The following is a 14,024-nucleotide window of genomic DNA, read 5'->3' on the forward strand; positions in this document are numbered from 1 at the left end:
GGGGTTATTCTTCTGCCGCTTCCAGCAGCAACTCCACAAACGCTGCGAGTTGTTTGCTGTCGATCCAGCGGACGACGGCAACGAGGTCATGTTCGTAATCGATGTAGACCATATTGGCACCGGCCCCGAGATAGGAGACCGCATCCTCGCGCGCGGCGGGGAAGCGTTTCTGATCTGTGTTGAGGAACCAGTTCATATAGCCATAGCCGGACTCCGGCCCGGTCGGGGTGCGCGCCCGCGCAATCCATTCCGTTGAGAGGATGACCTCCTCCCCCCACTGACCTTCGCGCAGGCCCAGAAGGCCGAGCCGGGCGAGGTCATAGGCATTGATGAACATGCCGCCGCCCCAATGTCCGCCGCCGGATACGACCTTCAGCCGGTTGCCGTAAACATCCGTCCAGGAATTGTCATACCCTTCCCAGTGCCAGCTATCGCTGGCGCCGATAGGGGACATCACGCCCTCTTCCAGCACTTCCGGCAGCGATTGCTCCCATAGATGGGTGAGCGCGAGAGCGAGCGCGTTCACCCGAACGTCATTATACTCATAATATCTGCCGGGCTCGGGCGGACCCTCGATCAAATCCGAGCTTGCTGTTTCGCCCGGCCGGTCGGCCCACCACGGCTTGCCCCACAAGGTGCCGATCCAGCCCGATGTCTGACGCAGCATCATGTCCCATGTGATCGGCGCATTATGGGGGAGCGCGAAATCCTCCGTAGGGGTTACCTTTTCGATGACCGGCTTGTCGGGGTCGAGGAACCCCCGGTCAAAGGCGAGCCCTGCCGTGTGACAGAGGAAGGTTTTGGAGATCGAGAAGGTCATATCGACCTCATCGACCTCGCCCCATTGAGCCACGATATAACCGTCTTTCAGGATGATCCCGTTGGGGGCCGCGCGCGGCTCCAGCGGGCCGATGGGTGAGGAGAAGGCCTCGCGTGCCCAGGTCAAAGGCACGGTGATGCGCAGATCCCGAACATCGGCGACGGCGGCAAGTTCGGGCGGATGCCGGGTCTCATGCGCGACGGCAAAGTCAATCGCCGCCTGGAGTTTCACCGGATCAAGGCCCATTTCAGCGGGATCGCGATGCTCCCAATCAGGATGAGGTCCGGGAACATAATCCTGCGCGGCGGCCGGGCCGACAAGCAGGATGAGGGCGCAAACGAGACGCAGCATGGGCATTCCTCCTGCCGCCAAGCCTAGCGGGGATCGGCCCCTGTCGCCACCACTGGCCAGCCCGCGCAAGGCGCGCTAGCGGCGCCGAATGCGTATCGATCATTATGACGATTTTGACTGGCAGGGCCTGCTCGATTCCATCGGGGCGGATATCGCGCCGCTTTTGACCCATGGCGAGGTCGCAAATTACATCCCCGCGCTCGCCGCGGTGGACCCCGAGAGCTTTGCCATGGCCTTCGTCAATCTGCGCGGCGAGACCTTCACGACCGGCCGGGCGTCAACGCCCTTCTCGATCCAGTCGATCTCGAAAGTCTTTGCCCTGATCCTTGCGCTGGAGCTTGAAGGCGAGGCGCTGTGGGACCGCGTCGGGCGGGAGCCCTCAGGCACGGCGTTCAACTCCATCGTCCAGCTGGAGGAAGACCACGGCGTGCCGCGCAATCCGCTGATCAATGCCGGGGCCATCGTTGTCACCGATTCCATTGTCGGGCATTGCGGGGAGAGCACGGCGATCGCGCGCCTTCTGGCCTTTATCCGGAAAGCCGCCAATTCGCTCGGCCCCCGGATCGATATGAAGGTTGCCGAGTCAGAAGAAGCCTATGGCGACCGCAACCGGGCGCTCGCCTATTTCATGAAGAGCTTTGGCATCCTGAAAGAGGACGTGCCCATCGCGCTCAAGGCCTATTTCCAGCAATGCGCGATTGCGATGAGTACGGTGGATCTGGCCCGCGCAGGGCTGTTCCTTGCCAATGGCGGGACCGACCCCGCAACGGGGCTGGAGCTGACGACCAAGACAAGGACGGACCGGCTGAACGCGATCATGATGATGTGCGGGCATTACGACATGTCGGGCGATTTTGCCTTCAGCGTCGGCCTGCCCGGCAAGTCAGGCGTGGGCGGCGGCATCCTCGCCATTATCCCGCAGGTTGGGTCGGTCGCGGTGTGGTCGCCGCGGCTCAATCAGGCGGGCAATTCGCTGGCCGGGACGCAGGCCCTGCAATGGTTTTCTGAGCGCAGTCAGGTGACGCTTTTCTGAGACGGATGCGGGACGCGAAGCCTGCTATAGGGGCGCCATGAGCTTTGATAGTGATGTCCTGATCGTCGGCGCCGGAGCCGTAGGCCTTGCTTGCGGCTATGCGCTGGCTCGCGCGGGCCGCGAAGTGCTGGTCATCGAGAAAGGCCCGCTGATCGGCGAAGGGATCAGCTCGCGTAATTCCGAAGTCATTCATGGCGGGCTTTATTATCCCACCGGCTCGCTGAAGGCGCGGCTGTGTGTGGAAGGCCGCCGGATGCTCTATGATTTCCTCCGTACCCATCATGTACCATTCGACAAATGCGGCAAGCTGGTCGTGGCGACCGAGGCGGATGAAGAGGAGCGGCTGGCCGGTATCATGGCGCAGGCCGAAGCGAATGGCGTTGAGGGCATGGTTGCCCTTGGCGGGCGGCAGGCACGGAGCCTTGAGCCGCAATTGCGGGCAAGCGCCGCACTCCTCTCCCCTGAAAGCGGGGTGATGGACAGCCACACCTACATGCAGGCGCTGGAGGGGCGGATAGCCGATACCGGCGGGCAGGTCGTTCTGAACACAGAATTCCTTGGCGCAAGCCCCCTGCCCCATGGCGGGTTAGAGGTGCGGACCGGCCCCGACGAGATGACCCTGACCGCCCGTGCGCTGGTGATCGCCGCAGGGCTTGGCGCGCAAAAAGCGGCAGCAGGGATAGAGGACTATCCGCAGGCGGATATCCCAAAGCTGCATTATGGCAAGGGCATCTACTTTGCCCTCTCCGGCAAGGCGCCGTTCCGGCATCTCGTCTATCCCCTGCCGATCCAGGGCGCGCTGGGCACGCATTACCGACGTGATCTTGGCGGGGTCGCGCGCTTCGGCCCGGACCTCCGCTTTGTCGAAGCGCCGGAATATGCCGTGGAAAAGACCCGCGTCGGGAGTTTCTATGAGACGATCCGCCGGTTCTGGCCGGACATTCCCGATGGCGCACTGATGCCCGATTATGCGGGGGTCCGCCCCAAGCTGCATGGCCCCGGCGAGAACCAGCCCGACTTCCGCATTGACGGACCGGACGCCCACGGGATCGAGGGCCTCGTCACCCTCTTCGGGATTGAAAGCCCCGGCCTGACCTCGTCGCTGGCGATTGGGGAAGAAGTGGCGTGCATCATCGCCGAATCCGCCTGACATCGTGCGAATAACGTATTCATGCTAGGCTCTCTCGATGAAAGGTCGCCTCATATATGTTGAGCTGAAATCGGGCTATGCCGGGAACGGTCCGGCATGGATCGATATTGCTGGCGCGTCGAAGAGTGGCAACACCGTTTACTCCAACGGAAAAGCATTCCGTAGCCTGAAAGGCTCTGGCGTAAACGGGAACTACTATGACATCGATACGCTTGAAGAGTACTGGATATCAGGCATCAAGAAGAACAATCAGGACCGCCACTGGACAGGTGGCGGAAAAATCCTAATCAGCCATGATGCGATCGATGCCTATCTCGCCGAAACAGGCGCTCGCCAGTTGCCGCAGAATATCTTTCCAACGACGCTAGCACCTGCTGAGCAATCAGCCCGGCATCAGGAAATCGAACACGTGAAACTATATGAGGATGCAGAGACCGGCGAGCTACCTCGGTCTCGAGCAGAGATGATAAAGGCGAAGACCCGGCCTGATGGCTAGCCTTCCTTCAGCACCCGGACTTCACGCTGCGGGAACGGGATCTCGATATTGTGCTGTTTCAGCGCCATCCAGATCATCAAATTGAGGTCCGCCGCCACCCGATTCTCCCCATCATCGACACCGTCCATCCAGAATTCGACGAGAATATCGATCCCCGAATCCCCGAAGCCCTCAATCTCCGCATCGGGCTGTTCGGCCTTGGTCGCCGCCTCTCCTGAGAGCACCTGCGGATGGCTTTTGACCACCTCGCGAACGATATCGAGCATGGCCGGAATGTCCGTCGAATAAGCAACCTGAAAGCGGATGTCATAACGCTGCTGTGGATTGTTATGCGTCCAGTTGACGAAGCTGGAGGTGATGAAGGTCTCGTTCGGGACCATGATGTCCTTGCCATCAAAGGTCTCAAGCGTAGCCGAGCGCATCGTCATTTCGCGTAAGATGCCGCCGCGGCCATCCTCCAGCTCAATGTAATCGCCAATGGTGATCGACTTATCGAGAAGAATAATGATGCCGGAGATAAAGTTCGAGGCGATCTGCTGGAGCCCGAAGCCAAGCCCCACACCAACCGCGCCGCCAAAGACGGCCAGCGTCGTCAGGTTGATGCCCATGACCTGCAGGAGCAGTAGGAAGATGATGATGAAGAGCGCAATCTCGAAGAGCTTGGTGACGATCTCTCGCGTGCGGACATCCAGATCGGGACGTCCCCGGATGACCCGTTTGCCGGTCGAGTTCGACACACGCCCCAGCCAGAACAGGATCGAGCCGAAAATGAGCGTACGGACGAGTGTATAGGCGCTGATCTCGATATTGCCCATGTCGAGGGACACAGCCTCAAGCCGGGCGATGACATCATCAAGGAAGCCAAAGACGTAGAGCAGCGCAATCGGCAGGCCGACCCATTTGACGAAATTGCGAACGGCCCGGGACGAGATGTACCGCGAGACGATACCGTAGATAAGGATGATGACGAAGAGGCCGAGCGCAATCTGGACGACCGCGACTTGTCCGGTCACTTCGCGGCTGACCTCAACCCCGACTGCAAGGAGCAGCACGGCAACAAGAGGAAATAGCAGTTTGCGGAGCTTTGCGACCTGTTCATCCAGATCGCCAACGAAGTCGGGCGCTTTGAATTTCGGGAGCGACGTCAATTGTGTGCCGATCAGCCCAGCCGCGAGATAGGCGAGGATGACGCTGACAGCGATGATGCCGAGCTGGCCGTAAAAGGCGGCACTCGTGAGCCAGCCAACAGCGGCATCCGTCAGTTCCTTGATCCGCTCCTGAACGTTTTCCATCTGGGCAAGTCTCCGAAAGCCGCGATACGCAAGATGATCTTCCGGCGCTTGGTCGGTCAGATCAAGCATGGGCGATCCTGTGCCCCCTGCTTCACGGGCGAGGTGAGGACCGCTAGGCAAGAGGGATGAAACGTCTCCTGCTGGTCCTGACCGCCGCCATCGCCCTTGTCGCCCTGACCCTGACGGGTTGTTCGGGGCCAAGGCTGCTCAACAGTGTTACCCTGAACCCCGACCGCGCAACCAGCATCACACGCAACCTTGCCTATGGTGAATTAGAGCGCCAGCGGCTCGATCTCTACCGGCCGGATAGCGCTGGGCCCCACCCCGTGCTGGTCTATTTTCACGGCGGCGGCTGGGAATGGGGCAGCAAGGAGGAATATGCCTTCGTCGGCAAGCGCTTCGCGGCAGAGGGCTACCTTGTCGCCATGGTCAATTACCGGCTGACCCCGGAAGGCGCGTGGCCGGTCTTCATGGAAGATGTCGCCGCTTCTATTGCATGGGTCCATGACCATGCCGCCGACTATGGCGGGGATCCGGACCGTCTTTACACGGCCGGTCATTCGGCCGGCGGCTACAATGCCGTGATGGTCGCAGTCGCGCCGGAATTCCTTGGCGCTTACGGCAAGAGCACTGACATCATTCGTGGGGTCGCCGGGATCTCCGGGCCATACGACTTCCTGCCGCTCGATGTCGCCTCTTCAAAGGCCACCTTCGGCAAGGCCTCGGACCTTGAGGCAACTCAGCCGGTCAACCGGGTGACAGCAGACGCGCCGCCCATGATCCTGCTCTACGGGCAGAAAGACGATGTCGTGCTGCAACGGAATATCGACTCAATGGAACGGGCGCTGAACGACGCAGGCGTCCGCGTTGAGCGGGTGATTTATCCGGAGGCCGATCATGCCGACACGGTGATCGCCATTGCGTGGCCCCGCCGCCTGCCGGTGGTGGAAGACATCACGCGCTTCTTTGAGAGCCTCGACTAGCGCGACAAAAGCCAGCGTCCCTTGAGGCGGGAGCCGCCCTGACGCTTTGCCATCATAAGTGTGACCACGACCGAGAGGCCAATGGTCGTGAAGCGGAAGATATTCCCGACCCCACCACCGAGCGCCGTCTCACTGATCTCAAAGAGCTGCCACCACTCATTCATCAGCACATGGAAGGTGATCGGCACGAAGAGATTATTACCCCATTCGATATAGAGCCAGGAGAACCAGACCGCGCCCACCGCCGTGATGGCAACTATGCCTGCGGTCTCAGCGGGGCTCGACCCCTGCCACATATGGGCGACCCCAAAGGAGATAGCGCAAAGCAGGCTGGCCGGTATGAAGCCCCATCCCGCAAAGCGGAACAGCAAGCCAAAAAGGAAGCCGCGATAGATGATCTCCTCCCCCACGCCTGGGAACAGGGCATATTTCAGGAAGAGGTCGACCGGCGCTTCGCCTGGGCTAAACGTGCCGAAAAGCGCATATCCGAGCAGCATAGGCAGGGTGCAGACAAATCCGACCGCAAGCCAGTCAGGATATTCGCCTGAAGCCCAAGGGCGCGAAACGCACCGCTGCCGAAGAAAATCAGCGCGACGATCAGTGGCGGAATCATCTGCCAGCTATGAACGAGAAAGAGGCGATCCTTGATCGTCGTCCAGTCGACCTCGATCCCGAGCGCCTGATAAAGCCCGAAGGCCCGCTCATCCGCCACCACAAAGACGACAATGATCGTCAGGGTCAGGATGAGGTGGCGCGTCAGACCTTCGTTCGGTTCCGCAAGGCGATACGTCATGCCGCTACCTCGTGTTCACGCCGGAACTTCTGGAGCTTGCCATAGACAAGGCTGCGCCAGACCCATTCGAGTGGACCGAAGCGGAAATAATGAAGCCACAGCGGCGACCAGATCAGCATGGCGACATAGGTCGCGCCCACCACATAGACGAGCTGCGTCAGGGTGACCGCGCCAAAGAGCCCAAGGCCATGACCGCCCGCCATGGTCGTTCCGATCAGCGTGCAGGTGATGTAATTGGTGAAGGCCATGCGCCCGACCGCCGCAACACGTGTGAATTTGAGCCCCATACTGATCAGAAGAGAGATAAGCGCGGCATACCCAAAAGCCCCGAGCCAGCCATCAACGATTGAAAATGGCGTCATGCGGACATTGGCCTCGAACGCGTATCCAGAATTGGCAATCACCTGCACCTGATAGGCATCAAGCGCCCAGGCGAGCCCAAGCCCCACGGCAGCGAGCCACAAGGTACGGCTGGCCGGCCATGCGCCCTGATAAAAGCCGACGCGATAGAGCCCCATTCCCATGACCATCAGGCCAAGTGTCATCGGCAACAGGCCGAAGAAGAGAAGGCCCATTATGCCGACCATCGCCGCCTCCGGCACTCGGGCCGTCAACTGATCGATGATGCTGCCCGAATACGCGGCGATCGCCTCGGCATTTGCCTCAGCTGTCGGATCCCACATCATGGCCGACATCTCGGCGGCGGCATCGGCATCTAGAGAAGAAAGCGCCATGATCCCGGACATCCAGACGGCGCCGAGCAGGAGGAGCCCCGCCCCCCAGATGAAGAGCTTTTTCGGCGCCATCTTCACGAATAAGACCGCGAGCAGGCCCGTCACACCATAGGTGAAGAGGATGTCGCCGATCCACATCAGGAAGAGATGGATTGCGCCAAACAGGATCAGCCACAGATTCCGCTTCCATAAGACAACGCGGCTTTCGATGCCGCGGGCGCGCATCCGCTCCCAGATCATCACCAGCCCAGCGCCGTAAAGCGCCGAGAAATTGGTCCGCCATTTGTCATCGACAATGAATTTCTGGATCGTAGCGATCGTCTGATCGAGCTCCGAACCCCAGGCGGTGGGGTTCATATACCACGGGAAAGGCATCAGCATCGCTTTGATATTCACGGCAAAAATCGCCATGACCGCAAAGCCGCGCAGGATGTCGAGATAGGCGATGCGCTCCGCCCCCGTAACCGGGCCAGCGGCCGGCATATCTAGCGTTGAGGCCTCTTGCGTCGATGACATGGGTCTTCCCTCTCCCCGGCCCTGTTGGCCTCGAATTCCTTTAATCTGCCCCAGCCCAGCCGCCAAGCAGGTGTGGCGGCACGGCAACGCGAGCGTGTTTGCCGGTTGACCTCTCCCGTGTTAACTTTTCCACGTTGGAGAGGGAGACCGCCATGCTGGTGGAACTAGTCAGTGCCTATGCGCTTGTGATGAGCAATGCGCCGACCAATGGCCAGCTGTTGCGAGAGCTGCGGACCAGTCAGGACGCCTTTGACATGGCGGACCTGAATATGGACGGGCAGATCAGCGATCTCGAATTCGACGCCTATAAAAGAGCCCGCCGCGGAGGCGCCACACCATCTGGCAGCACGGAGCTGGTCGCCACGGTCGACTATAACCGCGATGGCGCGCTGGTCCCTTGCGAGATGTATGCAGAAGCCAAATGCCTTGATGGCTATCGGCGCCCGGCAACAAGCGCAACGCAGCGCGACTGCCGGCGGCAGGACGGCTATTACAAGGTCGATGACCGCAATGGCGCGGTCTACTGCCCCGAATACTGACCCCCTGATCTGAGATACAGATAAGCCGCCGCGGCGATTGCCCGCGCGGCCCCGCTTTGATTCCACAGGCTTATTCCGCGCCTGGTCCCGCAAAGGGACAGATTCGGGGCCTTGGGGCTGCATTTTTTTCGCCGAAACTGCCTTTTTGAGGCCCTGAAAGAGGCGTCTCGTCCCTCTGAAACCCCGATGCTTGTTGGATTCTAGCGCCTTAGCACCCCTTTGGCGCACTATATGCGCTTTTCTTCTTGCGCACGGCGTGCGCAATGTATATACATTGCGTTACTTCGAAGCCGGCGGCGGCTCCGCCCCTTCCAACAGGGCGCGCCGGTGGCACGATTTCAAAGAAAGGAAAAAACAATGCGTAATTATGTTATGACACGGACAAATTTTGTCATCATCGCCCTTATCGCCGCTTTCACCATTTGCCTCGCCCTGATGGCGAGCCAGGCACAAGCGCAGGAGAGCGACGAAGTTGAGTATGAATTCTCTTTTGCTCTGGCAGAAGATGAATCGAGCACGGAACGGCAGGATCGGCTGGCAGATGAAGTCGGCGATTACTGTGAGAACCTGACCTCCAGCACGAGCGGCCTTTACGCCAGCGAATGCGAGGAAGAAATCACGACCGCTGTGAACGATCAAATCGAAGAGTCTGCAGAAGCCCGTTTCGCTTCGCGTTAAGGCACTGCTCTCTTCGGCAAGGCAGGCCGCACCCATTTCCCGCCCTAACGGGAACGGGTTGCGGCCGCCGCCCCGATATATTTTGACCGCTTTTTATAACTCTAGGCCCGCCTCCCCCGGCGGGCCTTATTTTTTTTGGGCGCAAGCAAATGCGGGCGATCAGCCCTCCGGCCAGAGGACTTCCGGGTTTTTCATCGTCTTGATCTCAAGCACATTATTGTTCGGATCACTGATGAAAAAGGTTTCCTGCTCATATTTATCGCCTTTGAAGCGGCGATAGGGCTCATCGATATAGTCAAGGCCCGCAGCAGCGATGCGGTCTTTCAAAGCATCGAAATCATCCTGCTCCAGATGAATGCCGAAATGCGGCACCAGCACCGCGCCCATATCGACATCGTGCCGGACGGAAGGCAGCGCCTCTTCTGATTGATGCAAGGTGAGCTCATTGCCCCAGAAATTGATGTCCTGCCAGCGTCCTTCCTCGCCATTGCCGATCTTGCAGCCGAGCACGTCGGTGTAGAAGACCATGGTCTTTTTCAGATCCCCGGCGGGAATAGCGAGGTGAAGAATGTTGGACATGAAGCGGCCTCCCTGTTTGTTTGTCATCTGAGCTAGGGCATGCTCAGGACACCAACAAGACAAGGGAAGAAGACGGGCTGCGCAAAGCCGATCCGTCCAAAACTGGCCGCTTGAAGAGGATTTTCTCCAGCCCATATCGGAGAAAATGGCAGGACAGAATAGAGGGGAAAGCACATGCCAACACGTCTCGACCGAGGGCTCTTTCTCGCAGGGCTCGCGATCTACGCCGCGGGCCAATTGGTCATCACCCTCCTCGGCTGGGAGATGCAGAACCAGCGGCCCGTTGACTATGCGCATTGGCTCCTGATCATCGGCGTCGCGCTCCTCATCCCCTATGCCGCGCGGCTGCCACGGCGCGGCATTGAGCTGGTCGCATGCCCGGTGCTTATTGCCGGGATCATCGCCGTCATCGGCATGTGCATGATCGATTTTGTGTTCTGGGCGCTGCCGTCCGGCGAGGTCGAAAACGAAGTGGCGGGCATCCTGATGGCCGAACCCTCACTCTGGGCCGTGTTCATGAAAATCGGCCCGAATGAGGTTTTCATGACCGGCCTGCTGCTACCCGCCCTCGCCTTTATGAAGACGGCGCGCATCGGGACGGCCCTCGTCGTGGTGAGCGCCCTCGGCATTCTCTTCACGCCGCAGATGTTCAATGCCGGGCTCTACAGTGTCCTGACGATCGGATATTGGCTGTGCTTTGAAAGGTTGCGCGCCGCGTAGGGCCGTACGCGATGCGATCCGCTATGCGGTGTGCGCGCTTAAAGCAGCCACGGACCGCAGATGCGGTCCGTGCACGTCGATGTCAGTCATGCACGCGCAGGTCGAAAGTGCCGTCCGTAACGGTCACAGGGTCTTTTGTGGCGCCCGAGCTATCCGTATAGGTCAGCGTACCGGAGAATGTGCCCTTGAGGTGCAGCCATTCGCCGTCGACAGACATCTCTTCAAGCGCAACCGTGACATCGCTGCCTTCCCCCTCATAGCGACGGAGCAGTGAATCGGTCAGTAACGAAACACTTGGCATACTGACCGTCTGATTGTCACCGCTGACTGTGAAGCCGACCAGCATCGCATTTTTGGAACTCATCGTCGTTTTCGGCGTCGTGTGCCCGAAAAGACTGACCGATGTATATGTAGTGGAGCCGGACCAGTCGCTCTGGCTGTTGAATTCGCCGCCGAGTTCGCCGGAGGTGACATACCAGGTCCGCGCCTCGCCATCGAGGGTGGCCGTGATCGTGCCGTCCGCGGCCTCCGCATCGGCCTTGCTGACCTCGACCGGCGCAGAGGAGGCGGTGGGAGGCGTGCCACCAGCCGTCGTTGTGGATGCGCCCTCGTCTCCCCCGCCACAGGCGGTCAGAACAAATAGGGCCGGCGCGGCAGCTGCGAGTAATCTGGCTGAAAACATGATCTTTCTCTCTCCCGAAACAAGGTTTCCGCCTTACCGGCATCACCCGAGGAGGGAAAGGGTCACCACCATCGCCCGCGGAAAGTGTGAGGATGTGTGCAAGCCAGTACACGATCGCACCGCCATCCGGTGGGCGTCATCAAAGCGGCGGCGGATCGCTTCGCGTTCCGCTCAACACGCTCTCCTACCGTTCCACCTTCCGGTACTTCACGCGCTTCGGAATGTCCGCATCCGGACCGAGGCGGCGTTTTTTGTCTTCGAGATAGTCCTCGAAGTTCCCCTCGAACCATTCGACATGGCTGTCGCCCTCGAAGGCGAGAATGTGCGTTGCGATACGGTCAAGGAACCAGCGATCGTGGCTGATGACCACGGCGCAGCCGGGGAAATTGTCGATCGCGGCTTCAAGCTCCCGCAACGTATCGACATCAAGGTCGTTGGTCGGTTCGTCGAGGAGGAGCATGTTCGCCCCCTCTTTGAGCATCTTGGCGAGCTGCACACGGTTTCGTTCGCCCCCGGAGAGATCGCCGACTTTCTTTTGCTGGTCACCGCCCTTGAAGTTGAACCAGGTGCAATAGGCGCGCGAGTTCACCTCGCGCTTCTCCCCCAGCTTGATGATGTCAAGGCCGCCCGAAATCTCCTCCCACACCGTATTTGAATCGGTGAGGTTTTCGCGCGTCTGGTCGATATAGCCCATCTTGACCGTCTCACCGATCTTGATGGTGCCCTCATCGGGCTGGTCCTGCCCCGTGATCATGCGGAAGAGTGTGGTCTTACCGGCGCCGTTCGGCCCGATAATGCCGACAATGCCGCCGGGGGGCAGTTTGAAGGAAACGTCTTCATACAGAAGTTTGTCGCCAAAGGCTTTCTTCAGGCCCTCCGCCTCAATCGCGATGCCGCCAAGGCGCGGGCCCGGCGGGATCTGGATCTGAGCGGTCGAGACCTGTTCTGCTGCGGCCTTGTTCGCCAGCTCCTCATAGGACTGGATCCGCGCCTTTGATTTGGCCTGCCGGGCCTTTTGCCCCTGATTGATCCATTTAAGCTCGCGGTCGAGCGTCTTCTGGCGCTTGTCGTCCTCGCGCTGTTCCTGCTCCAGCCGTTTGGCTTTTTGTTCGAGCCAGGAGGAATAATTCCCCTCATAGGGAATGCCCTTGGCGCGATCGAGTTCGAGGATCCAGCCGGTCACATTATCGAGGAAATAACGGTCGTGGGTGATGAGCACCACGGCGCCCGGGAAATTGACGAGATAATTCTCCAGCCAGTGCACACTTTCCGCATCCAGATGGTTGGTCGGCTCGTCGAGCAGCAGAAGGTCAGGCTTCGCCAGCAACAGCCGCGCGAGTGCGACGCGGCGCTTCTCCCCGCCCGAAAGCTTGTCGACCGCCCAGTCACCCGGCGGGCAGCGCAGGGCCTCCATCGCCATTTCGACTTTCGAGTCGATGTCCCACGCATCAAGCGCGTCGATCTCTTCCTGCAGCGCCGACATCTTCTCCATCAGCTCGTCGGTGTAATCCTCCGCAAGCTGCATGGAGACGTCGTTGAATTCCTGCACCTTCGCCTTGATCTCGGCGACGCCTTCGGCGGCGTTATCAAAGACGGTTTTGGTCTCATCGAGGGCCGGCTCCTGCGGCAGGTAGCCAACCTTGGCACCATCCGCGACATAGGCCTCGCCCGTGAATTCAGTATCGACCCCTGCCATGATCCTCAGCAGTGTCGACTTACCCGCGCCGTTCACGCCGACGACGCCGATTTTGGCATCGGGGTAGAATTGCAGGTGGACATTATCGAGGATCTTCTTGGCCCCATAGGATTTGGTGAGACCGTGCATATGGTAGATAAACTGGCGTGCCATTCAGCGCTCCGGACAGGCATAGTGGAAAGACTGCGGCGATAGATCACTCGCCCCGAAAGCTCAATCAAAAGACGCATGGCGCCCGAAAGGATGACGATGACCGATCTCGATTTCACCTGCCGGTGCGGCGAGGTGCGCGGCGTTCTGGCGGGCGTAAGCCCCGACGAGGGCAATCACGTCAAATGCTATTGCCGGGACTGCCAGGCGTTCATGTATTTTTGCGGGCATGAGGCGGACGGACTCGATCCCGCCGGGGGCTCCGAGATCTATCAGGTGAAAGCAACTTCCGTCCGCTTCACCCAAGGCGCGGACAGGCTGGCTGCCGTGCGCCTGACCGGCGGGCCGCTGGTGCGGTGGTACACGACCTGCTGCAAGACGCCGGTGGCCAATACACCGATGCCGGGCTGGCTCGATTTTGCGGGGTTTCAGGTGATGGGGCTGGGCCCGGAGGCGCAGCTTAATGAGGCGATGGGCCCCCTGCTCGGGCAGGCTTTCACCAAATCCGCGCGCGGCGGGCCAAAGACGGTCGGTGGGGACAAAGGGCTGGGCGCGTTCTTTCTTCGAATTCTCGGCATGACGCTGAAGACCGCCTTCACCCGGCCAGCAAAACGCTCTGGCTTTCGTGATCCTGAAACCGGCAAATTCATCGCCAAACCCGAAATATTGGGCCCGCGAGAGCGCGTGGCGCTCTATGCGAAAGTCGATGCCGCACGTATGGCGGGAATTAGCGCAAAGCAACTCGCGCATGGCAAATAAGCGACACCGGCAGGCATTAAAAGCTCCCGTCCCTTCCGCCGCGCCATTCGGGT

Annotated in this window: 16 protein-coding genes; 8 read left to right on the forward strand and 8 right to left on the reverse strand. The window is 60.0% G+C overall.

The window, feature by feature from the left end:
• Positions 1-4: 4 nt before the first annotated feature.
• Entirely contained in the window at positions 5-1,171 is a 1,167-nt protein-coding gene (locus tag DX908_RS06420; protein ID WP_199564613.1) for a serine hydrolase domain-containing protein, read from the reverse strand.
• Positions 1,172-1,259: 88 nt separating this feature from the next.
• Between DX908_RS06420 and DX908_RS06425 the strand changes: the two genes are divergently transcribed.
• From DX908_RS06425 to DX908_RS06435, 3 genes are read left to right on the forward strand one after another with little or no spacing between them, the layout of a single operon-like run.
• Positions 1,260-2,204 carry a glutaminase gene (locus DX908_RS06425; protein ID WP_116391585.1) on the forward strand — a complete coding sequence of 315 codons (945 nt, stop codon included), beginning with the start codon at positions 1,260-1,262 and terminating at the stop codon, positions 2,202-2,204.
• A gap of 37 nt (positions 2,205-2,241) precedes the next feature.
• Positions 2,242-3,354 carry an NAD(P)/FAD-dependent oxidoreductase gene (locus DX908_RS06430; RefSeq protein ID WP_116391586.1) on the forward strand — a complete coding sequence of 371 codons (1,113 nt, stop codon included), beginning with the start codon at positions 2,242-2,244 and terminating at the stop codon, positions 3,352-3,354.
• Between the two features lie 37 nt (positions 3,355-3,391).
• Positions 3,392-3,850 (forward strand): hypothetical protein, encoded by a 459-nt coding sequence (locus tag DX908_RS06435; protein ID WP_199564615.1) that lies wholly within the window; start codon positions 3,392-3,394, stop codon positions 3,848-3,850.
• Here the strand turns inward: DX908_RS06435 and DX908_RS06440 are convergent.
• A complete protein-coding gene (locus tag DX908_RS06440) occupies positions 3,847-5,211 on the reverse strand; it encodes a mechanosensitive ion channel family protein (protein ID WP_233508644.1) in 1,365 nt (454 codons plus the stop codon). The genes DX908_RS06435 and DX908_RS06440 overlap by 4 nt on opposite strands.
• A gap of 56 nt (positions 5,212-5,267) precedes the next feature.
• On the opposite strand from DX908_RS06440, the gene DX908_RS06445 reads away from it, so the two are divergent.
• Entirely contained in the window at positions 5,268-6,125 is an 858-nt protein-coding gene (locus DX908_RS06445; RefSeq protein WP_116391587.1) for an alpha/beta hydrolase, read from the forward strand.
• Here DX908_RS06445 and DX908_RS06450 read toward each other — a convergent pair.
• The 3 genes from DX908_RS06450 to DX908_RS06460 are packed head-to-tail and all read right to left on the reverse strand — an operon-like array spanning position 6,122 to position 8,168.
• Positions 6,122-6,622, reverse strand: a complete 501-nt coding sequence (locus DX908_RS06450; RefSeq protein WP_116391588.1) for a CPBP family intramembrane glutamic endopeptidase — start codon at positions 6,620-6,622, stop codon at positions 6,122-6,124. The genes DX908_RS06445 and DX908_RS06450 overlap by 4 nt on opposite strands.
• Positions 6,556-6,918, reverse strand: a complete 363-nt coding sequence (locus tag DX908_RS06455) for a hypothetical protein (RefSeq protein WP_116391589.1) — start codon at positions 6,916-6,918, stop codon at positions 6,556-6,558. Before DX908_RS06455 ends, DX908_RS06450 begins: the two co-directional genes overlap by 67 nt.
• A complete protein-coding gene (locus DX908_RS06460) occupies positions 6,915-8,168 on the reverse strand; it encodes a DUF418 domain-containing protein (protein WP_116391590.1) in 1,254 nt (417 codons plus the stop codon). The genes DX908_RS06455 and DX908_RS06460 overlap by 4 nt, the downstream gene beginning before the upstream one ends.
• Before the next feature lie 152 nt (positions 8,169-8,320).
• Here DX908_RS06460 and DX908_RS06465 point away from each other — a divergent pair, with 152 nt between their 5' ends.
• Positions 8,321-8,707 carry an EF-hand domain-containing protein gene (locus DX908_RS06465; protein ID WP_116391591.1) on the forward strand — a complete coding sequence of 129 codons (387 nt, stop codon included), beginning with the start codon at positions 8,321-8,323 and terminating at the stop codon, positions 8,705-8,707.
• 357 nt (positions 8,708-9,064) lie between these two features.
• Positions 9,065-9,385 carry a hypothetical protein gene (locus DX908_RS06470; RefSeq protein WP_116391592.1) on the forward strand — a complete coding sequence of 107 codons (321 nt, stop codon included), beginning with the start codon at positions 9,065-9,067 and terminating at the stop codon, positions 9,383-9,385.
• Positions 9,386-9,544: 159 nt separating this feature from the next.
• Here DX908_RS06470 and DX908_RS06475 read toward each other — a convergent pair whose 3' ends face one another.
• The gene (locus tag DX908_RS06475; RefSeq protein WP_116391593.1) at positions 9,545-9,964 is read right to left on the reverse strand and encodes a VOC family protein; all 420 of its coding nucleotides are present in this window, start codon (positions 9,962-9,964) and stop codon (positions 9,545-9,547) included.
• 174 nt (positions 9,965-10,138) lie between these two features.
• Here DX908_RS06475 and DX908_RS06480 point away from each other — a divergent pair, with 174 nt between their 5' ends.
• Positions 10,139-10,684, forward strand: a complete 546-nt coding sequence (locus DX908_RS06480) for a hypothetical protein (RefSeq protein WP_116391594.1) — start codon at positions 10,139-10,141, stop codon at positions 10,682-10,684.
• Positions 10,685-10,766: 82 nt separating this feature from the next.
• Here the strand turns inward: DX908_RS06480 and DX908_RS06485 are convergent, their stop codons facing one another.
• Both DX908_RS06485 and ettA read right to left on the reverse strand, forming a co-directional pair.
• Positions 10,767-11,366, reverse strand: coding sequence for a hypothetical protein (locus DX908_RS06485; protein ID WP_116391595.1), 600 nt, complete (start codon positions 11,364-11,366; stop codon positions 10,767-10,769).
• Between the two features lie 184 nt (positions 11,367-11,550).
• Positions 11,551-13,215 carry an energy-dependent translational throttle protein EttA gene (gene ettA / locus DX908_RS06490; RefSeq protein ID WP_116391596.1) on the reverse strand — a complete coding sequence of 555 codons (1,665 nt, stop codon included), beginning with the start codon at positions 13,213-13,215 and terminating at the stop codon, positions 11,551-11,553.
• Between the two features lie 96 nt (positions 13,216-13,311).
• On the opposite strand from ettA, the gene DX908_RS06495 reads away from it, so the two are divergent.
• On the forward strand, positions 13,312-13,971 hold the full coding sequence (locus DX908_RS06495; RefSeq protein WP_147303739.1) for a DUF6151 family protein: 660 nt from the start codon (positions 13,312-13,314) through the stop codon (positions 13,969-13,971).
• The last annotated feature ends 53 nt before the right edge of the window (positions 13,972-14,024 follow it).

The sequence above is a fragment of the Parvularcula marina genome (genome assembly GCF_003399445.1).
Classification (GTDB): Bacteria; Pseudomonadota; Alphaproteobacteria; order Caulobacterales; family Parvularculaceae; genus Parvularcula; species Parvularcula marina.